Origin of the sequence: Duganella aquatilis (assembly GCF_009674565.1) — a bacterium.
Lineage (GTDB): Bacteria > Pseudomonadota > Gammaproteobacteria > Burkholderiales > Burkholderiaceae_D > Rugamonas > Rugamonas aquatilis.
Window position 1 is genome coordinate 1 of record NZ_WKJL01000043.1, and the last position, 23,640, is coordinate 23,640.

General features: G+C 57.8%; 16 protein-coding genes. 11 read left to right on the plus strand and 5 right to left on the minus strand.

Annotated elements, in window-relative coordinates; genetic code table 11:
- Positions 1 to 922, minus strand: a 922-nt coding sequence (locus GJ698_RS29180) for a CHASE2 domain-containing protein (protein WP_166454966.1), incomplete at its 3' end; no start/stop codon positions are given.
- A 242-nt stretch (positions 923 to 1,164) separates the two neighbouring features.
- Between GJ698_RS29180 and GJ698_RS29185 the strand changes: the two genes are divergently transcribed.
- The 5 genes from GJ698_RS29185 (at position 1,165) to GJ698_RS29205 (ending at position 10,680) form a co-directional block, all read left to right on the plus strand.
- Positions 1,165 to 2,523, plus strand: a complete 1,359-nt coding sequence (locus GJ698_RS29185) for a FecR family protein (protein WP_154361366.1) — start codon at positions 1,165 to 1,167, stop codon at positions 2,521 to 2,523.
- A gap of 354 nt (positions 2,524 to 2,877) precedes the next feature.
- The gene (locus tag GJ698_RS29190; protein ID WP_154361367.1) at positions 2,878 to 5,901 is read left to right on the plus strand and encodes a DUF4214 domain-containing protein; all 3,024 of its coding nucleotides are present in this window, start codon (positions 2,878 to 2,880) and stop codon (positions 5,899 to 5,901) included.
- Between the two features lie 231 nt (positions 5,902 to 6,132).
- Complete coding sequence (locus GJ698_RS29195) at positions 6,133 to 7,950, plus strand: type I secretion system permease/ATPase (RefSeq protein WP_154361368.1); 1,818 nt, start codon at positions 6,133 to 6,135, stop codon at positions 7,948 to 7,950.
- Positions 7,951 to 7,952: 2 nt separating this feature from the next.
- Positions 7,953 to 9,314: an HlyD family type I secretion periplasmic adaptor subunit gene (locus tag GJ698_RS29200; protein WP_154361369.1), complete on the plus strand. Its 1,362-nt coding sequence runs from the start codon at positions 7,953 to 7,955 to the stop codon at positions 9,312 to 9,314.
- A gap of 1 nt (position 9,315) precedes the next feature.
- A complete protein-coding gene (locus GJ698_RS29205) occupies positions 9,316 to 10,680 on the plus strand; it encodes a TolC family outer membrane protein (protein WP_371865471.1) in 1,365 nt (454 codons plus the stop codon).
- On the opposite strand, the gene GJ698_RS29210 is transcribed toward GJ698_RS29205, so the two are convergent.
- Positions 10,668 to 11,741 carry an acyltransferase family protein gene (locus GJ698_RS29210; RefSeq protein ID WP_154361370.1) on the minus strand — a complete coding sequence of 358 codons (1,074 nt, stop codon included), beginning with the start codon at positions 11,739 to 11,741 and terminating at the stop codon, positions 10,668 to 10,670. The two genes, GJ698_RS29205 and GJ698_RS29210, sit on opposite strands and share 13 nt — an antisense overlap.
- A gap of 227 nt (positions 11,742 to 11,968) precedes the next feature.
- Here GJ698_RS29210 and GJ698_RS29215 point away from each other — a divergent pair, with 227 nt between their 5' ends.
- Positions 11,969 to 13,957, plus strand: coding sequence for an acyltransferase family protein (locus GJ698_RS29215; RefSeq protein WP_154361371.1), 1,989 nt, complete (start codon positions 11,969 to 11,971; stop codon positions 13,955 to 13,957).
- A gap of 39 nt (positions 13,958 to 13,996) precedes the next feature.
- Entirely contained in the window at positions 13,997 to 14,200 is a 204-nt protein-coding gene (locus GJ698_RS29220; protein WP_154361372.1) for a DUF6447 family protein, read from the plus strand.
- Between the two features lie 6 nt (positions 14,201 to 14,206).
- On the opposite strand, the gene GJ698_RS29225 is transcribed toward GJ698_RS29220, so the two are convergent.
- Positions 14,207 to 15,085, minus strand: coding sequence for a sulfurtransferase (locus GJ698_RS29225; protein ID WP_154361373.1), 879 nt, complete (start codon positions 15,083 to 15,085; stop codon positions 14,207 to 14,209).
- 199 nt (positions 15,086 to 15,284) lie between these two features.
- On the opposite strand from GJ698_RS29225, the gene GJ698_RS29230 reads away from it, so the two are divergent.
- The gene (locus tag GJ698_RS29230; RefSeq protein WP_154361374.1) at positions 15,285 to 16,103 is read left to right on the plus strand and encodes a hypothetical protein; all 819 of its coding nucleotides are present in this window, start codon (positions 15,285 to 15,287) and stop codon (positions 16,101 to 16,103) included.
- Positions 16,104 to 16,216: 113 nt separating this feature from the next.
- Entirely contained in the window at positions 16,217 to 19,759 is a 3,543-nt protein-coding gene (gene dnaE / locus GJ698_RS29235; protein WP_154361375.1) for a DNA polymerase III subunit alpha, read from the plus strand.
- 112 nt (positions 19,760 to 19,871) lie between these two features.
- On the opposite strand, the gene GJ698_RS29240 is transcribed toward dnaE, so the two are convergent.
- On the minus strand, positions 19,872 to 20,105 hold the full coding sequence (locus GJ698_RS29240) for a DUF6139 family protein (protein WP_154361376.1): 234 nt from the start codon (positions 20,103 to 20,105) through the stop codon (positions 19,872 to 19,874).
- A gap of 42 nt (positions 20,106 to 20,147) precedes the next feature.
- Positions 20,148 to 21,110, minus strand: a complete 963-nt coding sequence (locus GJ698_RS29245; RefSeq protein ID WP_154361377.1) for a VirK/YbjX family protein — start codon at positions 21,108 to 21,110, stop codon at positions 20,148 to 20,150.
- Between the two features lie 234 nt (positions 21,111 to 21,344).
- Between GJ698_RS29245 and GJ698_RS29250 the strand changes: the two genes are divergently transcribed.
- Both GJ698_RS29250 and GJ698_RS29255 read left to right on the plus strand, forming a co-directional pair.
- Complete coding sequence (locus tag GJ698_RS29250) at positions 21,345 to 22,961, plus strand: sensor histidine kinase (RefSeq protein ID WP_154361378.1); 1,617 nt, start codon at positions 21,345 to 21,347, stop codon at positions 22,959 to 22,961.
- Positions 22,948 to 23,562 carry a response regulator transcription factor gene (locus GJ698_RS29255; RefSeq protein ID WP_229260214.1) on the plus strand — a complete coding sequence of 205 codons (615 nt, stop codon included), beginning with the start codon at positions 22,948 to 22,950 and terminating at the stop codon, positions 23,560 to 23,562. The genes GJ698_RS29250 and GJ698_RS29255 overlap by 14 nt, the downstream gene beginning before the upstream one ends.
- The last annotated feature ends 78 nt before the right edge of the window (positions 23,563 to 23,640 follow it).

The following is a 23,640-nucleotide window of genomic DNA, read 5'->3' on the forward strand; positions in this document are numbered from 1 at the left end:
GGCCCGCGCGCGCGTCGAGCTGGGCGGTGAGGGCGGCGGCGTGGACCAGCAGTCCGCTGGTGGAGGCCGACAGCGGCGTCGCGACCCGGTCGGCCAGGCCCAGCGACGACGAGCCGATCAGCACCAGTTTGCCGCGCAGCAGCTCGGCCGGTGCGCTGAGGTCGAGGATCATGCTGGCCGGAATGACTTTATAGGCGTCCCATTGCAGCCGGTAGGGCAGGCGGCGCAGGCCGTCGCCCTGCTGCATGCCGCCGGTGGGACCGCGCGCGGCGGGCGCGGCGCCGCCGCAACAGTTCAGCAGCGCCAGCGACAGGGTCGGGTAGTCGCGGCCGGCGAACCAGGTCTGCATCGGCAGGCGCCGGATGACGCCGTCGGCATCGGGGACGAAGCCGATGTTGCCGATGTGGGCGGCCTGCGCCAGCCCCGCATGGTTGGCGATGTAGCCGCTGGCGGCCACCGCCTCGCCGGCCTGCGGCGCGGGGTGGCCGCCGGTCAGCTGGCCGACCCGCAGCGGCATGTTGCCGTTGTAATCGAAGGCTTGCGGCAGCACCAGCGGGCCGTGCTGGCTCAGCATGGCCAGGCGGGCGTCGCCGCCGGCGTCGGCTTTCTCGGGCAGCACCAGGTCGAGCGCGACGCCGCGCGCGCCGTAGTCGCCCAGCAGTTGTTCGATCATGGTGGCGATGCGCTCACGCGGCCACGGCCATGGGCCGGCCGCCGCCAGGCTGGTCTCGTCGATGTCGATCACGGCCAGCCGCAGCTCGGTCTGTGCCGAGGCTTGGCGGCGGATGAACTGGTCGCGCAGCCATTCGTCGGCGCCGGTCCAGGCCAGCCCGCTCTGCGGCCACTGGCTGCAGACGGCCAGCAGCAAGGCTGCCAGCGCGATCAGGCGACGCAGGGCAACCGTGGTGACGGCACGTGGCAAAGAAGGCAACTTCATCGAGGCGAAGGCGGCATACAGAGTAAAACGTGTTGTTATAGTGGTGGAGCCAAACTGAAAGCGGCCGGGAGGTGTAACAAATGGTGAAAAAAGGTAACAGCAGTAGCTGGTCTGGTTCCCGCAGGCTACAGTGTATCTTAGAGTCAAGTGTCTGCGTGCAAATGTGATGTGCATCACAGGATTTTTTTTGCAGCGGCCGCACAATGGTGTCCAAAGGAGTGATGAATATGTGGTCTCAAATTTCGCCGAACCAAACGTTGCGCACCTGGCGCCGCCTCGCTGCCAGCGCGGCCTTGCTGGCTTGCGGCGCGTTCGCCCATGCGGGCGAGGCGGGCCGCATTGTATTCGTCACGGGCGAGGTCCAGGCCGACAATCGTCCGCTGGTGCTGAACGACGCCGTGCAGGAAGGCCAGGAACTGAGTACCGGCAAGGATGGCTTTGTTTACCTCAAGACGGTGGACGACGGCCTGTTGATCCTGCGTCCATCGAGCCGCGCGCGCATCGTTGCTTACCATGTCGACCGCAAAGTGCCATCGAACACCCACGTCAAGCTGGAACTGCTGTCCGGCGTGGCGCGCAGCGTGTCGGGTACGGCCGTCAAGCAGGCGCGCCAGAATTTCCGTTTTAACACGCCAGTCGCCGCCATCGGCGTACGCGGCACCGATTTCACCGTCTTTACCGACCAGGACAGCTCCAGCGTGACGGTGTTGTCCGGCGCTATCGTCGTCAGCGGTTTTGGTGGCGCCTGCCTGCCGACCGGCGGCGGCCCGTGCGAACACACGGCCAGCCGCGAACTGGCGGCCGGCCAGACCGGCCAGATGCTGCGCGTGAAACGTGGGGAGACTGCACCGCAGTTGTTGAACAGCAACAACTCGTCGCCGGACGCTACGTCACCGCCGCGCAGCGACGAGCCATCGGGCAAGAGTACCGGCGGCCAGGCTGTGAATGAGCCGTCGCTGGACGCGCAAAAGTCCGCGCTGCTGATCCAGCAGGTGCGAACCATCAACAAGAATGACGTGCCGCCTGTGACCGTCGCGCCACCGGAAGTGGTTGTCAACCCGCCGCCGGTGGTGACTGCGCCAGCCAGTGAACTGGTTTGGGGCCGTTGGGCTGCTGTGGCCGACCAGGCGCCGACCATTGACGCCACGCCGTTGCTGGCCGCTGGCGGCAAGCGTGTTGCTTACAACTCGTATTACACGATCGTTCGCACCAAAGGCGCGGATTGGGAAATCCCTCAACAAGGTTCGGTAGGTTTCGTATTGCGTGACAGCGAAGCGTTCGTGATGAATAGCGTGACCCAATTGGCGTCTGCCGCCACGCTGCAAAACGGGCAATTGCAGGTGGACTTTGATAAACGTACTTTCAACACCGGTTTTGATTTACTCACCGGCGCTGAAACATTTAAATTGCAAGCGACAGGTTATGTTGGCACTAATGGCGATTTGAGCGGCAACTCGCAATTCACCAAACCGACCAATATGGCGGTAAGTGGTTCGCTGGGCGCCAACAATAATGCTGCGTATATATTCTCTTCGCGCCTGGATGATAAGCGCACTGCGAATGGCGTAACTTACTGGACCAAGTAAACTGGTCATGGAATCAAGAAAATGCCGCCATGTGCGGCATTTTTTTTTGCTCATCCATTTGAGCGCGGCGATATTCTCTTTTTTAATATACTAAGACCCTTATTAACTGGGGTGAGCGGTTGTGGCAAGTGCTTACACATTAAGCAGCGAGCACTATTGATTTCGCCATAAGCTTCTCGCATAATGCATCTCGCACTTTTTTACATAAAAAACTGTAAAAAAAGGGAGGTTTCGCAGTTTCGTGTGATGACCATCACACAAACCTGTGCGACCTTCTGCCATGATGGCTGCCGTAGTACTGCAAGCTGATTGCTGTAAAGCGCAGAAATTTATTAATCCTTAGGAGTTTACTTAATGGCTACCACTACCGCCGCTACCGCTACTGATATCCAAACCCTGTACGTAGCGTACTTCAATCGTCCAGCTGATCCGCTGGGCTTGCAGCTCTGGCTGAACTCGGGCGCGTCGATCCAGACGATCGCCAACGGTTTCTCGGGTTCCGACGAATACAAAGCCACCTACGCTGGCAAAACCCCGCTGGACCTGGTTGACTCGATCTACATGAACCTGTTCGGCCGTCACGCTGAATCGGCTGGCCTGCTGTTCTGGGCTGCCCGTCTGCAAGGCGGTCAAGACACCTTCGCTTCGATCGTTCTGACCATCGCTAAAAACGCGCAAGACGACGGCACCAACAACGACCTGACCGCGATCCAGAGCAAAGTTGCTGCTGCTACCGCCTTCACCACCTCGCTGGACACCGCTGCTGAAATCCGCGGCTACGACGGCGCTGCTGCCAACGCTGTTGTGAAACAATGGCTGGCTGGCGTGACCAACCCGACCAACCAAGCTACCGCTACCACCGACGCTGCTCTGCAAGCGGTATCGGCTGCTGCCACGGCTGCTCACGACAACACCACCAACAATCCGCTGAACATCACCCTGACCGCAGGCGTGGACACCGGCGCAGCATTCGTTGGCGGCGCAGGTAACGACACCTTCAACGCAAGCACCTCGGCTACCGGCGTGCAAACCTTCTCGGCTCTGGACACCCTGGACGGCGGCGCTGGCATCGACACCCTGAACATCATCGACACCGTTGCTGCTGGTACCGCATTCACCGTGGCTCCTTCGGCTAAAGTATCGAACATCGAAATCGCCAACATCACCTCGGCTAACAACACTGTTACCGCTGATGTTTCGGGCTGGACCGGTCTGACCAATCTGAACGTCGTATCGACTGGCGGCGCCACCCTGACCGCTGCTAACACCACCGCTGTTGCTGCAACTGATTCGGTTCTGGCTGCTGGTGCTATCGTTGTTACCGGCGGTGCTTCGGCTACCGTTGCAGCAACCAAAGTTAATGGCGGCACGATCAACGTCAGTGGCGTAGCTGGCGACGTAGTTGTTACTGCTGGCGCAACTGCTGGCACCGCAACCGCAACCGTTGGCACCGTGACCGTGAACGGCGGCAAAACCGTAACCGTGACCGAAAACCTGACCGCATCGACTGCTGACGTTACGAAAGCAGTTACCGGTGGCAGCGTTAACGTAAACGGCTCGGCAGCTACCACCTCCGTATCGGTCAAGCAAACCGCTTCGGCTGCTGCTACCACCTCGGTTGGCCAAATCGTTGCTGGCGCAGTGACCATCAAGGACGTGAACTTCAATTCGGCTACCGCTGCTGGCACCATCACCACCGCTACCGTTGACGGCTACAAAACCGGTTCGTCGGTTCAGTCGAACGCCCTGTCGTCGCTGACCCTGGCTAATTCGGATGCCGCTGCTGCATTCGGCGTGATCGCCAACAACGCCACCGCTGCTGCTGCTCCTACCACCCTGAAACTGACTGTGAACAACGCAGCCGGCACTCTGGATCTGGAAAATGCTGGTACCGCCGCTAACAAGGTCTACAAAACTCTGAACATCACCACCGCTACCAAAGACTCCGCTCTGGCAGTGACCGGTTCGATCGTTGAGACCCTGACCATCGCTGGTACCAACGGCATCGACCTGTCGAGCTCGTCGCTGGCAGCACTGAAAACCGTTACCGTGTCCGGCGCAGCTGGCGTGAAAGGTGACTTCAGCACCGCCAACGTGACCAGCGTTGACGCATCGGCTTCGAGCGGCAAAAACACCGTGACCGTTGATGCAACCAAAGCTACCTACAAAGGTGGTTCGGGTGTGGACATCGTTACCCTGACCGCTGCTGCTCCAGTGAAGTCGGTATCCCTGGGCGCTGGCGATGACACCATCGTTCTGCAATCCCTGGCTACCAACACTGGCGTAACCATCGATGGCGGCACCGGCACCAACACCGTGCAAACCACCTTCGCTCTGGCGAGCAGCAATGCTGATGCTCACACCGAACTGGTGAACTTCAGCAAGCTGGCTATCAGCACCCTGGCTGACGCTTCGGCCGGCGCGAAAACCATCGACCTGGTCAACTTCGGCACCAAGTCGTACATCGATCTGATTCTGGGCGCTAAAACCGCAGCCGCTGGTGCTGATCTGACCATCGGTTCGCTGGATTCGAACGGCACCATCGAGTTCAACGCTGCCAACACCGGCGCTGGTAAAGTAATCGTTGCAGTGACCAACGCTGCTTCGAACACTGCTGACGTGCTGAACGTTAAACTGAATGCAACCGCAAGCGGCGCTACCACCGCTTTCGATACGGTTCAGGCTTCGAACGTTGAGACCGTGAACGTGAGCTCGACCACCGGCGACACCACCGCTGTCAAGATCGCTGCTGACATCAACACCCTGTCGCTGTCGGCCGCTCAGGCGACCACCGTCACCGTGACCGGTAACGTTGCTCTGGACCTGACCGGTTCGGTCCTGACCGCTGCAACCAAGGTTGATGCTTCGGCTGCAACCGGTGGCGTGAAGGTTGACCTGTCGGCTGCTGCTGGCGCCGTGACCTACCTGGGTGGTTCGGGTGTTGACACCGTCAAGCTGAACAGCCAGGCTAACATCGTTACCCTGGGTGGCGGCAAAGACGTGGTTGATGCTACCACTGCAACCAGCACCGCAACCGTGTTCTCGACCATCAAGGACATCGCTGCTGGCGACTCCATCACCTTCGCTGCTGTCACCAAAGATATCACCGGTGCTGCATGGACCGATGGCGCCAAACTGGGTGCTGCAATCACCAGCCCATTCGGCGACATCTTCTCGCTGCTGAATGCTGCTACCGCTAGCGATGGCACCGGCCACGCTGTGACCTGGTTCCAGTTCGGTGGTGACACCTACATCGTTCAGGACAACGGTTCGGCTGGTACCTTCGCCGCTGGCTCCGATCTGCTGATCAAGCTGACCGGTATCCACGATCTGACCAACTCGACCCTGGCTTCGGCTGGTGGCCTGACCGTTGTTTAATTAACGGTTTGGTGACGGGAGGCTTGTTCTCCCGTCCGAGCTCCTCAAATCCCGCCCCTAGGGCGGGATTTTTCTTTTGTGGTTCTTTCGTCGATCCAAGTGTAAAAAATGTGACACAGATCACATTTCGTAATGCTTTTGAGCGATAATGCTGCATCCTGTGAATTCTCGTAAACGACTGAGTTGTGGCCAGCCACGCTGCCGCGTTCAACCTGCCCTGTGATGCATCCCATGAAAAAACTGCTAGAACCAAAAAACGAGATCATTCAGGTCCTGTCGTCTTTCAAAAAGACGTTTGTGACCGTTGGTGTGTTTAGTGCCATTACCAATCTTTTGATGTTGGTACCTTCTCTATATATGCTCCAGGTGTATGACCGTGTGCTGGCTAGTCGTAGTGAGCTGACGCTTGTCATGCTGACCATCATTATGCTCGGTGCATATCTGCTGATGGGTGGCTTGGAACTAGTGCGTAGCTTTGTTTTGGTCCGCATAGGAGCCCGTTTCGATATCGAGCTGAACAAGCGTGTGTACACCGCTGCATTCGAACAAAACCTGAAGCGTGTTGGTGGTAATGCCGGCCAGGCGCTGCAGGATCTCACCAATATTCGGCAGTTTTTGACTGGTAACGCACTGTTCGCGTTCTTCGATGCGCCGTGGTTCCCAATTTATCTGATCGTAATTTTCCTGTTTGAGCCGTCGTTGGGGCTGTTCGCTCTGGCGGGCACTATCGTGCTGATTATCCTGGCTTATGTAAACGAGCGCGTTACCCATAAACCACTGGCTGAAGCCAATATGATGGCAATTACTTCCAGTGCGCTGGCGACCAATAATCTGCGCAATGCGGAAGTGATTGAATCCATGGGCATGCTGCCCAGCCTGTTGAATCGCTGGTTCAAAAGCCATTCCCTGTTTCTGCGCTTGCAGGCGGACGCTAGTGAAAAGGCTGGCTGGATCTCTGCCATCACCAAGTTCGTGCAGGTTTCCCTGCAGTCGCTGGTCTTGGGTTTGGGTGCGTTGTTGGTTATTGAAGGCAAAATTTCTGCCGGCATGATGATTGCTGCTTCAATACTGGTAGGGCGCGCGCTGGCTCCGGTGCAGCAAGTCATCGGCGTGTGGAAAAGCTATAGCAACACGCGGAGTGCTTATGAGCGTCTGGTTGCACTGCTGGGCAATAATCCGCGACGTCCGGCTGGCATGGAACTGCCTAAGCCGCAAGGTGTACTGACCGTGGAAGGTGTTACTGCGGCACCACCCAACGTCAATGTGGCAGTACTAAAAGGCATCACCTTCAATATCCAGCCAGGTGACGTGCTCGGTGTAATCGGCCCTAGCGGCTGCGGCAAATCCACGCTGGCGCGCTTGATGGTTGGCGTGTGGCCTAGCGCGGTTGGTAAGGTGCGCTTGGACGGTGCTGATATCTACCAGTGGAACAAGGCTGAACTAGGACCGTACATCGGCTACCTGCCGCAGGAAATTGAGTTGTTTGGTGGCACCGTCAGCGAAAACATTGCCCGTTTCGGTGAAATCGACGCGGACAAGGTTGTGGAAGCGGCCAAGAGAGCAGGCGTACATGACATGATCTTGCATCTGCCGGATGGCTACGATACTCGTCTGGGCGATGGCGGTGCTGGTTTGTCTGGCGGTCAGAAGCAACGCCTTGGTCTGGCGCGCGCCATGTATGGCGATCCATCCCTGATCGTGCTGGATGAGCCAAATTCCAATCTGGACGATGTAGGCGAAGCAGCATTGATACGGGCGGTGAACGATCTGCGTCAGCATGGCAAGACAATTGTGTTGATTACTCACCGTACGTCCGCAATTGCCGCTACCAACAAATTGCTGTTGCTGCGTGACGGTACTGTCAACATGTTCGGCGCAACCCAGGATGTGTTGAACGCACTGAACGAAGCCAATCAAAAAATGGCGCAACAGCAAGCCCAAGCCCAAGCCCAAGCCCAAGCCCAAGCCCAAGCCCAAGCCCAAGCCCAAGCCCAAGCAATGGCGGAGATGCAGGCTACCGCTGCGGCCAATGCTAAGGAACAGGAGTAAATATGAGCAATTTGAGCATTAATACCAAAGGCGCTACCGAGGTCGTAGCACATGACGTGACGCCGATGGATGTGAATACCGATGCCAGCGCTTATGCGCGTATCGGCTGGTTGATTGTCGTCGTCGGTGTACTGGGCTTCATCTTGTGGGCGTCGCTGGCACCGTTAGACAAAGGTGTGCCGATGCAGGGCACTGTAGCCAAAGAGGGCAGCCGTAAATCTATCCAACACCAGACCGGCGGCACGGTCCAAGACATCTTGGTGAAGGATGGCGATGTGGTGAAAGCAGGTCAAGTGCTGCTCCGACTCAATCCGACCATCGCCAAGTCGCAAGCGGAAACTTCGCGTGCGCAATTCATTGTGGCGCGTGCCAGCGAAGCCCGTCTGCTGGCTGAGCGCGATGCTCTTTCGCAGCCAAAATTTCCTGCTGCGCTGTTGAAGGAAAAGTCGGATCCCCGCGTCGCCGAAGCAATAGAACTACAGACGCAATTGTTTAATTCGCGCCGCACCTCGCTTAGCAGCGAACTGCAAGCTTACGATGAGAACGTCGCTGGGCTGAAATCTCAACTTGCTGGCCTAAAAGATTCGCGCGCCAGCAAACAGAGTCAGAACGCCATCGTTAAAGATCAGCTCGATAACATGCGTGATCTGGCCAAGGATGGCTATGTGGCGCGCAGCCGCATGCAGGAAGTCGAGCGGTTGTTTGTGCAGCTGAACGGGGCGATTTCGGAGGATGACGGTAACATTGGCCGTATCCAACGTCAGATTGCCGAAACCACGCTACGTCGCCAGCAACGCGCCTCCGATTACCAAAAAGAAGTGCGGACTCAGCTGTCCGACGTGCAGCGCGAAGCTGATTCGCTGGACAGCCGTCTGGAGGGACAGGACTATGAATTGGCTGCCACGGAAGTCAAGGCGCCAGTAGATGGCACAGTCGTTAACCTGGCGGTATTCACCAAGGGAGGCGTGGTTGGCCCCGGCATGCGCATGATGGATATCGTACCGAGTGATGATGCGCTAGTGGTGGAGGGCCAACTGCCGGTGAATCTGATTGACCGTGTGCACACCGGTCTTGAGGTGGAACTGCTGTTCTCGGCCTTTAATACCAACCGCACGCCACATATTCCTGGCGAGCTGATTCAGGTATCAGCCGACCGTACGGTGGACGAACACACCGGCCAGCCTTATTACAAGGTGCGGGCACGCGTCACCCAGGAAGGTCAGCGACTGATCGCCGCAAAGAGTCTGAATATCCGTTCCGGTATGCCAGTGGAAATGTTTGTCAAGACCGGCGAGCGTACCATGGCCAGCTATCTGCTGAAACCTGTGTTCGACCGCGCCAAGTCGGCGATGGTGGAGGATTGACGTGAAGACCAAGCAAGCTATTTGTCGCCAGCCCGCTTTGCGCGGCTTGGCTGGTGCGCTGGTTGTAGCTGGCATGCTGTTAACCAGCGGCCACGCATCTGCCATCAGTCTGTTGCAGGCTTATGAAGCGGCGTTGAACAATGACCCCACCTACCGCAGCGCCATGCACGATGCGCAGGGAGGGAAGGAATACGCAGTGCTCGGACGTTCCAACCTATTGCCGAACATATCAGCGAATTATGCGGCGAGTAAGAATCGGGCGGACCAGATTACCTATAATTCTGCAGGCCAGGGCTTTGCCGATCATCCTGAGTACTACAGTCGTTCGCGAAGTGTGACCTTGCGTCAGCCTTTGTTTAGCCTGGATGCATGGGCGCGTTATAAACAGGGTAGGGCACAGACTGATTATAGCGATTCGACCTACACCGCACAGTTGCAAGACACGATGCTGCGCGTCAGTAGCGCCTATGTCGATGTGCTGTTCGCTTCTGAACAAGTCCGTCTCGCGGTCGCCCAACGTGACGCTTACATCGAACAGAAAAAGGTCAATGACCGCATGTTCGAAAAGGGCGAGGGCACACGCACCGACGTGCTGGAAACTCAATCGAAATTGGATTTGGCAGAAGCCCAGTTGCTGGAGTCTCAGGATAATCTAAAGGTACTGCGAGCGACTTTGGGGACATTGATTGGCCAAGAAGACGTCGAGGTTGATGAGTTAGCACCTAACTTCCGCATCGCTCCCTTGCCGGAAGGCGGTTTGGAAGCTTGGGCCAAGATGGCGTTGGAGCATAATCCCAACATAGAGGCGCAGAACTACGCCATCGAGGCTGCCAAGCAAGAGGTCAACAAGAACCGAGCAGGCCATACGCCGCGAGTCGATTTTGTGGGCAGTTACACCAAGTCCAATTCAGATACACTGAATACTTACAATCAGGATCAAACCATACGCTCAATTGGTATACAGGTGAATATCCCGCTGTATTCCGGCGGCGCAGTCAGTGCTACCACGCGTCAAGCGTCTGCCGGCTTGGAAAAGGCACGCGATGAATTGCAGATACGTACTGATAAGGTCATGCTGGACTTGCGCAAGCAGTACACGACTGTAATCAGTAGTGTTTCCCGCATACGTGCCTTGGATCAGGCGGTATTATCTGGTGAATTATTGCTGAAGGCGACGCAACAAAGCATTAAGGGCGGTATCCGCATCAACCTTGATTTGCTGAATGCGCAAGCACAGCTTAATACGACTTACCGTGATCTGGCGCAAGCCCGTTATAACTACTTAATGGCTACTTTACGTTTGCGTGCGGCGGCAGGTGTGATCAGCGTAGACGACATTCGCGAGATTGGTAACTACTTCCGCTGAGTCGACAACGCATCTCCCCAACGGCGGCCCAATATGTGGCTGCCGTTTTCTATTGTACGGTGAACCAAATAAGCTAACGCAAACGTGCACGGCAGGGTAATCAGTATCGCCACGCCATAGCGGCAGCCCTGGTCGATCAGGATCTTCAGCGCGCAGTAGCCGAACAGCGCGTGCACGCAGTATAGCGGGTAGCTGATCGCCGCCAGGAAGTCCAGCACGCGCACCGGACGGAAGCGTTCGCGCAGCGCGTAGCACAGGCTAAAAACGAGGAAGGCGCTGTAGTACCACACAGTCACTGCCGGGAACATGCTTTTCTGCGGTCCCATCGACCAGGTGCCGCTGAAGACGGCGACGATCAGCAAGGCACGCACGATCAGCGCGCGGGTGGAAATCAGCCCGGCGGCGTGCTGGTAGAACATGCAGCCGGCCAGCATGAAGACGATGAAGTTCAATTCCATCAGCAGTGGCGTGGCGATGCCGATGCCGTGCTCGCCGTTCCAGGTCAACGCCAGCGCCGCCGCCAGGAAGGCGATCAGCCAGGCCGGCGACGGCCGCAGCACGGCGGCGCCGCCCAGCGCCATCAGCAGGTAAAACTTGATTTCAATCGCCAGCGTCCAGTTGACCGCATCCATCGATGGGAAGCCCAGCAGGTTGTGCACCAGTAGCGCGTTGGCCGCCAGTACCTTGGCGTCGTAGCTGAACGGCTGACCCCAGTAGCGCGCGCTCAGGTAGATCGCCAGCGTGCCCACCGCCAGACAGCAGGCGTAGGTGGGGAAGATGCGCAACACGCGGTTGACCAGGAAGCCGGGGAGGCTGGTCTTGCTCAGGCTGAACGGAATGACGAAACCGCTGATCAGAAAGAACAGCCCGACGCCAAACGGACCCTGGTATTCCAGCTCAAAGATGTGCACCCATGGCGCTTTGATCAGGTGCAGATTGGGGGAAAAGGTGCGCGCCGCCAGCAGATCCTGTTCGGCAAAGAAGGTGCCGAAGTAGTGGGTCATGACCACCAACAGGGCGGCAATGCCGCGCAGCTGGTTGGCGAAGATGAATTTTTTCATGGAGGCCCGGCAAGTTATATGGATGTCGACAGTAGCGCGCTATTATAGTGCGCAAGTTCCCCCTCAGATACGGAAGTCCTGACGATGAAGGCCCCAGATCCTCGATCTCCTGCTGTAGCGCCGGGATTGTATAATATTCGCAAGCATTTTTAATGCCTACCATTTTTCAATGCGCGCAAATGGCGATATTTTAAGCCGTGGCGACATTCCACTTCCCCTAGAGTTCTATGACAGTTCAGCATCCTCATTTATCACATCCCAAATATCGTCCTGACATTGACGGATTACGTGCCATCGCTGTCCTGGCTGTCGTAGCTTTCCACGCATTTCCAGCTGCTATCAAAGGAGGTTTCATTGGTGTCGATGTCTTCTTTGTCATTTCGGGCTATCTCATTTCCACGATTATTTTTGAAAATCTAGATAGAGGAACGTTTAGCTTTGCTGAATTCTATGCTCGTCGCATTAAGCGGATATTTCCATCGCTCATCATCGTTCTTGTTGCTTGTTGTGTTTTCGGTTGGTTTACTTTGCTTGCTGACGAGTTTAAGCAATTGGGCAAGCATATTGCCGCTGGTGCTGGTTTTTTGTCAAATTTTGTACTGTGGAATGAGGCAGGTTATTTTGATAATTCTTCGGAAACAAAACCGTTGCTTCATTTATGGAGCTTGGGCATTGAAGAGCAGTTTTATGTTGTCTGGCCGCTGTTGCTGTGGCTTGCCTGGAAGCGTAAATTTAATCTTTTAACTGTTGCCGTGCTGGTGGCCGCCATTTCGTTCTTTTTGAATGTTAAAGGTATCAAGCAAGATGTTACTGCGACCTTTTATTCTCCGCAAACACGATTTTGGGAGTTGTTGAGCGGAAGCCTGTTGGCCTGGTTTGCTGTTTATAAGAAGGGCGCTTATAAAAATATAGTTGGTAAGCTAGATCGCTTGCTGGGTTTGATAATTTACAGGGAAAACCAAGATGCCGATGGCAGGACTCTATTGAATGTTATTTCATTTATCGGTACTTTTTTTCTTGTGTACGGATTTTGGCGTATCAACAAGGAGTTCAGTTTTCCTGGAAAATGGGCCTTGGTGCCGGTTGTCGGTACATTATTAATTATTCTGGCTGGTGCCGGTGCCTGGATCAACCGCACTATCCTGTCTAACAAGCTTGTTGTCTGGTTTGGTTTAATCAGCTTTCCACTTTACCTGTGGCATTGGCCTTTGCTGTCTTTTCTCAGGATGATTGAGGTTGAGGCGCCGAGTCGTAACATGCGCATAGCAGTTGTGGCTCTATCCATCGTACTTTCCTGGCTTACGTATGTGCTTGTTGAGCGCCCTATGCGTTTTGGTGGCCATGGAAAAGCCAAGCTTGCAGTTCTTGTTGGACTGATGACTGTCGTTGGGTTTGCTGGCTACAATATTTATATCCGTGATGGACTGAATTTCCGACCTATTCAAAAGCAGGTCAATAATTTATTCCCGGCTGAATCCCGTGCTTATGAACTGAATCTGGGGGCAAGTTTCCGTAATTACTATGGAAATCCAGATGCTAAAAAACCTATTGTTTTGGTAATTGGGGACTCGTACGCGACCAATTGGGGTGTCGCATTAGGCCATACAGTCAATCTGGATGCCTATGATGTGGTGAACGTTTCATATCTGGGCTGTTCTGTTAGCCTGGAATCTGGACGAATAGTCGCTAAATCTACGGCTGAAAAACATGATAAAAATTGCAGTGCGTTTGGAAGTTTCTTGAACGATTCTTCTGTGATCAATAATGCGACAGCGCTGATGCTTGTCAGTCATCGGCCTTTTGAGTACGCCGCCAATACATTCAGATTTGATGTCATAAAATTTCTGGTAAATAAAAATCCTAAAATCGATGTTTTCGTATTCGGAAATTATTTCCAGCTTAATCCTGTTGATTTTCCATCTTGTGAAAAGCTGATGGTCAAAGCTAAAAAGGGCGCTGAGGTTTGCCTCAAGTATGCGAGCTACCCTGTGCAAGGCAAGAAGATTGAATCGGAAGCGTTCTTCCCGAAAGATATGAACTTTTCCTATATTGATTTTGGTCAGGCTGTATGTCCGGCGCAAAATGCTACTTGTCCATCAAGTTATGATGGCGTTCCTTTTATGACCGATTGGAATCATCTTACCTCGGCATTTCTTATTCATTATCTACCTGATGTATTCAAGAAAAATGAAGCGCTTAAAAAGTTTGTTCGCTAGCGCTTATAATTCGGCCTCAGTGTTTTCAGGAGGGTAGCGATGGATGAGGAATTGGAAGTTACGGTGGATGGCATCAGCTACAAGGTGCGCGAGCTGAGCGAGGAGGCGCAGGCGCAGGTCAGCAACCTGCAGTTTGTCGATGCGCAGATGGCCGACCTGAACGCCAAGCTGGCCGTGTACCAGACCGCGCGCAACGCTTATCAGGCGGCGCTGCAGCAACTGGTGCCGCGCGCCACCCAGTAAGTTGGTTTAGTGCTTGCCGAAGCAGGCCGGGCAGGATTTTTCGTAGACGTATTCCGGCGCCAGCTGCTGGCGTGGCGTGACCACGGCGCGGCAGACGAAGCATTGCACGGTTTCGGTCGGTTCCAGTTTCGGATTGAGCGCGGTGCGGTAGTCGAACACGAAGCAGTCGCCGGTGTAGTGGGCGCCGCCGACTTCCTCGAAGTACTTGAGGATGCCGCCTTCGAGCTGGTAGACGTTGTCGTAGCCGATGTTCTGCATGTGGATCGCGGCTTTTTCGCAGCGGATGCCGCCGGTGCAGAAGGTCACCACGGTCTTGCCTTCAAAATCGTCCTTGTGCGCGGCGATCACTTCCGGGAACTCGGTGAACTTCTTGATGCGGTAGTCGACCGTGTTGTCGAAGGTGCCGACGTCCACCTCGAAATCGTTGCGGGTGTCGACCATGACCACCGGCTTGCCGTTGTCGTCGACGCCGTTGTCGAGCCAGCGCTTCAGCGTGTGCGCCTCGACGAAGGGCGCGCGGCCTTCTTCCGGCTTAATCAGCGGCATGCGCATGGTGATGATTTCTTTTTTGATCTTGACCAGCATGCGCTTGTGCGACTGCTCGGCCGACAGGCTTTCCTTCACTTCCAGATCGGCGAAGCGGGCATCGCTGCGGACCCAGGCGAGGAATTCGTTGATGTGGTCGCGCGGGCCGGACAGGAACATATTGATCCCTTCCGGCGTCAACAGGATGGTGCCTTTCAGGCCCAGGCGGGTACAGATGTCCTGGTACTGCGGGCGCATCGCTTCGGTGTCATCGAAGGTGACGAATTTGTAGGCGGCGATGTTGACGTGCGGAGCAGCGCCAGCATGCGCTTCAGCTTGTAAAGCGGTATTAGCTTGCATGGTGGTGTGGGAGATCAAAAAGGGAAGGCGGGATTATACGCTTTTCTCTCATCAAATACTGTACTGCCAGCGGGACAACCTGAGCATAGTGCGTCGTGGGGTGCTAGTATGGATGTTAAGAATATGTCATGTTGCGCCGTCGTGACCACAGGTCGGGGCGCAATTTTCTCTAGTAGTACCCTAGTGCAGGAGTGTGATTTTGGCCGACACATTGACCACGACGAAGGGCAAAATTTTTTATCATTACACTGATAGGAAAGGTGCTGATGGTATTGCCCAATCACTCATGCTGGCCCCCAATCCACAGGGGCAGGTCTTTTTCACCTGCGAAAAAATTCCTGCTCGCGAGGTATCTAACGCTCTGTTTTTGGGTGACCACGCCGAAAAAGGCGAGTACGTAGTCGAGGTCATTTGTCAGGAAGGATTGTTGTACCGAAAAGGTAAAAGTGAGTTGGAATTTTTTATGCAGGGAACGATTCGAGATCCCCGTCATGTGACAGGTGAAAAAAAAATGACTTCTAAAGGTTTCTTTATTGAAGACTTCTACGAGTTGTTAGCTATGCAGCGCGTATTCAGGGAGGCGAAGTTCTGCTTTGAGCCGAGTGATGACGAAATTTCTTCAAGTCCTATTGTTGCTCGACTTGCACAGCGGCTGATGGAGGCGCTGGTGAACGCGGATGTGGAGCGTAAAGGAGAAAAGAAGAAAAATGATTGGGACGATTGGTTATCTCTCGATGAGACAAGAGAAGAATGGGGCGTTGCCCTAACACGTACTAAAAAAGAGCAACGTTGGGAGAGCTGGTCTGAGAAACAGCAGCGTGAATATCTTCAGAGCTTGCTGAGTCCTTTTATCCTGACAGAAGAGAACCTAAAGAAGTTCATGCGCGAGGTTAACGCTCAAAACGCCCAACTAAAAAAAGAAGCGAGCAAAGAACAGTTACAAGATGAGGACGTTTTTAGTGAACAAAGTTTGCCGCACGCTGCGATGAAGAATACAAGAAATAAATTAATTCCTTAAGATATGGACAAAGCCGCGTGGTGAAGCCTCAGTGGTGAGAGGGCACATTTCGGATGTCGCTGACGCCGCTGCGGGGTAAAATAGGGGGTTATTGAACCAGCCCTGAGTCGCATATGAATATGGTAGCAAATGAACAAGCAGTAGCCGGCAGTGCCGTGGCGCCGGTGGGACCGTCTTTTGTCCATTTGCGGGTGCACTCGGAGTATTCCATCGTCGACGGCCTGGTCCGCATTGATGACCTGATCCGCGCCGCCGTCAAGGACCAGCAGGCGGCGCTGGCCGTCACCGACCTGGCCAATATGTTTGGCATGGTCAAGTTCTACAAGTCCGCGCGCGGCAAGGGCATCAAGCCGGTGGTCGGCGTCGACGTCTGGATCACCAATGACGACAACCGGGAAAAACCGTCGCGCCTGATGCTGTTCGCGAAAAACCGCATGGGCTATCTGCAGCTGTGCGAGCTGCTGTCGCAAGCCTGGCTGACCAACCAGTACAAGGGCCGCGCCGAGATCCGCACCGAGTGGCTGCAGGAGCTGACCTCCAAATCCTACGCGCTGCTGCCCAACGACAGCCCGGCCAACGGCCTGATCGCGCTGTCCGGCGCGCATTTCGGCGACGTCGGCATGGCCATCGAAAACGGCAATCCGGCGCTGGCCGAGCAGAACGCGCGGAAGTGGGCAGCGCTGTTCCCCGGCCATTTCTACATCGAGATCCAGCGCGGCGGCCAGGCCAACCAGGAGATGCAGGTGCGCCATTCGGTGGCGCTGGCGTCCAAGCTGGGCCTGCCCGTGGTGGCGACCCATCCGGTGCAGTTCATTTCGCAGGACGAATACATCGCCCACGAAGCGCGCGTCTGTATTGCCGAGGGCGAAATGCTGGCCAACGCCAAGCGCGTCAAGCGCTTCAACGAGCAGATGCGTTTCCTGACGCAGGCCGAGATGGCCGAGCTGTTCCACGACCTGCCGGCTGCGCTGCAGAACTCGGTGGAAATCGCCAAGCGCTGCAACCTGACGCTGACCCTGGGCAAGCCGCAGCTGCCGAACTTCCCGACGCCGGGCATGACCATCGACGATTTCCTGCGCGCCGAAACCAAGAAGGGCCTGGAGGAGCGCCTGGAGCAGCTGTACCCGGACCCGGTCAAGCGCGAGGCCAACCGCCAGCGCTACGAGGAGCGCCTGGAGTTCGAGAACAACACCATCATCAACATGAAGTTCCCCGGCTACTTCCTGATCGTGGCCGAGTTTATCCAGTGGGGCAAGAACAACGACGTGCCGATCGGACCAGGCCGGGGTTCGGGCGCCGGTTCGCTGGTGGCCTATGCGCTGAAAATTACCGATCTGGATCCGCTGAAGTACAACCTGCTGTTCGAGCGTTTCCTGAACCCTGAGCGGGTCTCGATGCCCGACTTCGACATTGACTTCTGCCAGGAAAAGCGCGAGCTGGTGATCCAGCACGTGAAAGACCTGTACGGCCGCGACGCGGTGTCGCAGATCGCCACCTTCGGTACCATGGCGGCCAAGGGCGCGATCCGCGACGTCGGCCGCGTGATGGACTTCGGCTACAACTTCTGCGACGGTGTTTCCAAGCTGATTCCGTTCAAGCCGGGCAAGCCGGTGTCGATCGCCGAGGCGATCGAGGAAGAACCGATGCTGAAAGAGCGCCAGCAGAACGAAGAGGAAGTGTCGCAGCTGCTGGACCTGGCGCAACAGGTCGAAGGCATCACCCGTAACATCGGCATGCATGCCGGTGGCGTGCTGATCGCGCCGGGCAAGCTGACCGACTTCTGCCCGCTGTACACGCAGGGCGGCGACGGCGGCGTGGTGTCGCAGTACGACAAGGACGACGTCGAAGCCGTCGGCCTGGTGAAGTTCGACTTCCTGGGTCTGACGACCCTGACCATTCTGGACCGCGCGGTACGCTACATCAAGGCGCTCGATCCGCAGGAAAAAGACTTCGACCTGGCCAAGCTGCCGCTGAACGACCGGCCTTCCTACGACCTGCTGACCAAGGCCAAGACGGTCGCGGTATTCCAGCTGGAGTCGCGCGGCATGCAGGGCATGCTGAAGGACGCCCGTCCCGACCGTTTCGAGGACATCATCGCGCTGGTGGCGCTGTACCGTCCGGGCCCGATGGACCTGATCCCGGACTTCTGCAAGCGCAAGCACGGCGAGAAGTTCGACTATCCCGATCCGCGCACCGAATCGATTCTGTCCGAAACCTACGGCATCATGGTGTACCAGGAGCAGGTGATGCAGATGGCGCAGATCGTCGGCGGCTACTCGCTGGGCGGCGCCGACATGCTGCGCCGCGCGATGGGTAAGAAAAAGGCCGAGGAGATGGCCGAGCACCGCGAGATCTTCCGCGCCGGCGCCGCCAAGGATGGTCTGAGCACGCAGAAGGCCGACGAGATCTTCGACTTGATGGAGAAGTTCGCGGGCTACGGCTTCAACAAATCGCACGCGGCCGCGTATGCGCTGCTGTCGTATCACACGGCGTACCTGAAGGCGCACCATCCGGCCGCGTTCATGGCAGCCAATATGTCGCTGGCGATGGAGGACACCGAGAAGGTCAAGATCCTGGTCGAGGATTCGATCGACATCTGCGGCCTGACCATCCTGCCGCCGGACATCAACAAATCCGATTTCCGCTTCATGCCGGACGGTCCGCCGCCATCGGTGACGGGCAAGAAGGTCACGCAGATCCGCTACGGCCTGGGCGCCTGCAAGGGCGCGGGACAGAACGCGATCGAGGCGATCATTGCCGCGCGCAATGCCGACGGTCCGTTCACCAGCCTGTTCGATTTCTGCAAGCGCGTCGACAAGAAGCAGATCAACCGCCGCACCATCGAGTCGCTGATCCGCGCCGGCGCCTTCGATGGCTTCGGCGTCGACCGCGCGGTGCTGCTGGCGTCGGTCAGTTTCGCCATGGAATATGCCGACCAGCAGGCCAAGTCGGCCAACCAGGTCAGCCTGTTTGGCGGCGACGACAGCGATCTGGAACCGCCGCCGGATTACGTCAAGGCCACGCCGTTCACCGACCGCCAGAAGCTGGCCGAGGAAAAGATGGCGCTGGGCTTTTACCTGTCCGGCCACATGTTCGATTCGTTCGCGCCGGAAGCGCGCCGCTTCGCCCGCACCAAGCTGGCCGACCTGGAGCCGTCGCGCGATCCGCGCATGCTATGCGGCGTCATCACCGGCATCCGTCCGCAGATGACCCAGCGCGGCAAGCTGCTGATCGTCACGCTGGACGACAAGAGCGCGGTGGTCGAGGTGACCGTGTATGCCGAGGTGTTCGAGGAACACAAGCACATGTTCAAGGAAGATGAATTCCTGGCGGTGATCGGCAAGGTGTCGGAAGACCGCTTCAACGGCGGTTTGCGGATTTCGGCGGAGAAGGTGTTCGACATCATCAGCTCGCGCGTCAAGCACGGCAAGCAGCTGGCGATGGCCTTGCCGACCACGGTGGATGCGAAGAAGGTGGCGGAAGTGCTGGCGCCGCATCGCCAGGCGGATGGCTTGCCGGTTTCGGCGCGGATTACGCCGCAGGGCGTGAGCTGCGTGCTGCAGCTGGGGGAAGGGTGGCGGGTTGCGCCGTCGGACGAGTTGCAGCTGGCGTTGCAGCAGGTTCTGGGCGCCAAGGAAGTCGCCGTCGAATATTAGTACCCCGAACAGAAGGGTCTGACCCAGGGTCAGGGGAGGGGCTGCGCCCCGCCGGCCCATGGGCCGGCCCCTGACGCCAACGGTGTGCGGGGTGCAGCGGTGCCGCAAGCAGTTACAGCTGCTGGCTGACGCCAGTAATCGCATACCCCTTGGCCCCGATCTGGGTCAGGGTCTGCTCGATATGGTATTTGGGAAGCGCATCGTGGTCGTCGTCGACTTCCACGCGCTGGGCTTCGGGGTGCCAGTCGGTGCTGGTCGCCTCCTCGGGGATGGGTTTGCCTTCCGGCACAGCCAGATAGCTATGTTTGCCCTGTGCTTCATCTCGGCAATAAATATCCACACGCATGGTATTCCTCCTCGAACGAAAAACCCATGGTAACGGATTTTGTTATGCCAGGGCGTACTGCTCCTCGTCCTCTACCATTGGAGTGAAGCTTGGCGCCGTCAGCACCGGCACCGCCCCCATGCGCGGCGCGTGCAGGCTCACCGCCATCGCCTGCGCCAGTTCGCACAAGGTCTCATGCCGCTTGCGCGCTTCCGAACGCTTCTTGGAGGCGATGGCCGCCAGGTCCGGCGCGCAGATCGCTTCGCTGTCCAGCGCATAGTCGCCATTGGCCAGCGCCACCGCACCCAGTTCCTGCCACAGCGCATCGTAATCCGCATGCACCTTGCCCTGGCGGGTGGCGCTGCACACCGCGCGGTTGGCGTTGCCGACCAGGCGCAGGGCGGTGCAGTCGTGATCGAAGGCGATCTGGCTCAGCAGTTTCACCATCAGATTCTTCGGACGCAGGCCATGCAGTTCGCGCGTGGCGTCCTTGATCAGTTGCAGGCCGCGCTCGCCCTTCGGTCCCTGCATGCAGCCGATGCCCAGCACCATGCCGCGCTCGCTCTGGAAGAAGGAAAACGCGGCGCTGTACACCAGGTCGCCATCCTGCACCAGTTGCAGCACCAGTTCGCCCTCGCGCTCCATCGGCTCGATGGCGCGCAGTTGCAGCTGGTAGGGCAGGCCGCTCTTGCCTTCCACCGAGGCCAGCACCACCGCGCCGCGCGCCGCCTGTACCGTCAGCGGACCCATGCCGTGGCGGAAGATGTGGCGGTAGTGGCTGCTCAACAGGTCGAGGCGCTGGGCCGCGTCCATGGTGTTGCTCAGGTAAGGGCGGTAAATCTTGTAGATCAGGCGCGGACGGGCCTTGACCAGTTCGGCGAACATCGGATGGGAGTTCAGCAGTTCCAGCCAGCCGAAGGTGGCGTGGCGGTGCAACTGGGCGCGCAGCGACAGTTTCAGCGTTTCGCGCAACTGTTTGAGACCGGTAAAGCCGGCGGCGCCGGAGCGGATGGTGATGGACTGCATCGTGAACTCTTCCAAAAGTAGCCTTATGGGCAAGTCCCGATGGTAGTTGTCTTGTAACGCAATGTAAATTCGGGTAAAGATCTACGCATTTCCCTTAATATCTGCACCTTGGATAACCGAGCTGTTGTATAGATGCGATGCAGCGGTGATAAGGGTTGCCCCTAGTTGCAAAAAACAAGAACAAGATGACTAGCGGCAATGCATAATGATACATTGCGATACAAAACGACCCGTATGACCGCCTCACCTCTGTCCCGTTACCTGGCATTTCCTGCGTTCATCGCTTTGTACCTGCTATTTGACTGGGCAACGTACATCGATCCGCTGTACGGCTTGAACATCACCCCGTGGAATCCGGACCCGGCGCTGGGGCTGGTGTGCTGGCTGCTGGTCGGCTGGCGCACGGCGCTGCCGTGGTTTATCGCGCTGGTGCTGGGCGAATGGCTGGTGCGCGGCATGCCGGCCGGGGTGGGGCTGACCCTGCTGTTGTCGCTGTGGCTGATTATCGGTTACGGCCTGCTGGGCGCGGCGCTGAAGCGCACCTTCGGCAGCGGCGGCGTGTTCGACAGCCGCCACCGGCTGTTCCAGTGGGTGCTGATTGTGGTGCTGGGTACGCTGCTCAACGATGTGGTGTACATGTCGCTGCTATCCTTGGCCGGACTGATCCCGCCGGGCGAGTGGGTGGCGGTGGTGTTGCGTTTCGGCATAGGCGACATGGTGGGCGTGCTGGTGTCGATGCCGCTGATCTGGATGCTGTCCAGCCCGCAGGGCCGGCAGCGTTTGCGCGACACCGTGTGGAAGCTGGAAACGCTGGGCTACCTGGCGCTGGCGATCTGCGTGCTGTACCTGGTGTTCGGCACCATCGAGACGTCGGAGTTCAAGCATTTCTACTTCCTGTTCCTGCCGGTGATCTGGGCGGCGTCGCGCCACGGCCTGTACGGCACGGCGCTGATGGTGTTTGTGTTGCAGCTGGGCATAGGCGGCCTGGTGAAATGGAACAACGCGGTCAACATCGAGGTGCCGGAGCTGCAAATGCTGGACGCGATGCTGGCGCTGGTCGGTTTTTCGCTGGGCATCGTGGTGGACGAGCTGCGCCAGGTATCGAACGACTTGAAACAGTCGCTGCGGCTGGCGGCGGCGGGCGAGATGGCGGCCGCGCTGGCGCACGAGCTGAACCAGCCGCTGACCGCGCTCAGCGCCTACGGCAAGGCCTGCGAATTCCTGGTCGAGCGCGGCGAGGGCGGCGACATGCTGAAGAGCGCGGTGCAGCGCATGATCGCCGAGTCGGCGCGGGCGGCCGAAGTGGTGCGGCGCCTGCGCGATTTCTTCCGCACCGGCGCCATGAAGCTGGAGCCGGTCGACGCCAGCCACCTGGTGTCGTCGGTCAGCCAGCAGTTCTTCACCCAGCTGCGCCAGCACGGCGTGCTGTTGCAGGTGGAAGACATGCCGCAGCTGGCGATGCTGGCCGACCGCCTGCAGATCGAGCTGGTGCTGCGCAACCTGCTGGCCAACGCGCTGGACGCGGTGCAGGAGCAGCCCGAGGGCGGGCGCCGCATCACCGTGTCGGCCCAGCAGCTCGACAGCAAGCGGCTGGGCAAGGCCAGCTGCCTGCAGCTGACGGTGGAAGATAGTGGCAAGGGCGTGTCGGAAGCCTTGCTGGCGCGTTTGTTTGAACCGTTTGTATCGTCCAAGGCCACCGGCCTTGGACTGGGCCTGGTGTTGAGCCGGGCGATTATGGAAGCGCACGGCGGCTCGCTCTGGGCCGAGGTGGGCGATCATGGCATATTCAGGATGGCGCTGCCGCTGGCGCGCCCCGCAGTCGAAGAGCAGGAGAACTATGTTGCAGCATGATTTAACCGTATTCATCGTCGATGACGACCCTTCCGTGCGCGATGCGCTGGGCCTGCTGCTGGGGGTTCGCGGCTATCGCACCGCCGTGTTCGGCAGCGCCGAAGCCTTCCTGCAGGGCTGGCAGCCGGCCTGGAGCGGCTGCCTGCTGATCGACATCCGCATGTCGGGCATGGACGGGCTGAGCCTGCAACTGGAGCTGATCAAGCGCGGCTGCGTCATGCCGGTGATCATCATGAGCGGCCACGGCGATGTCAGCACGGCGCGTGCGGCGTTCAAGGCCGACGCCGTGGACTTCCTGGAAAAGCCGTTCGACGACGCCAAGCTGATCGCCGCCATCGACGAGGCGCTGTCGCGCGCCCGCGCCAACCAGAATGCCCTGCAGCGCCGCAGCCGCAGCGCCAGCCTGCTGAGCGAGCTGACGCCGCGCGAGCGCGAAGTGATGCACCTGGTGGTGGTGGGCCGTCACAACCGCGACATCGGCCCGGCGCTGGGCATCAGCGTGCGCACGGTCGAAGTCCACAAGGCGCGCCTGATGAGCAAGCTGGGCGTGGACAACGTGGCCGACCTGGTCCGCATCAGCATGCTCGACCAGGAAGAATAAAATCCGGGGTCAGTTCTGCCAATCGCACACGGGCTCAACTACGCTGTAGTTGAGCCCGTGTGCGATTGGCAGAACTGA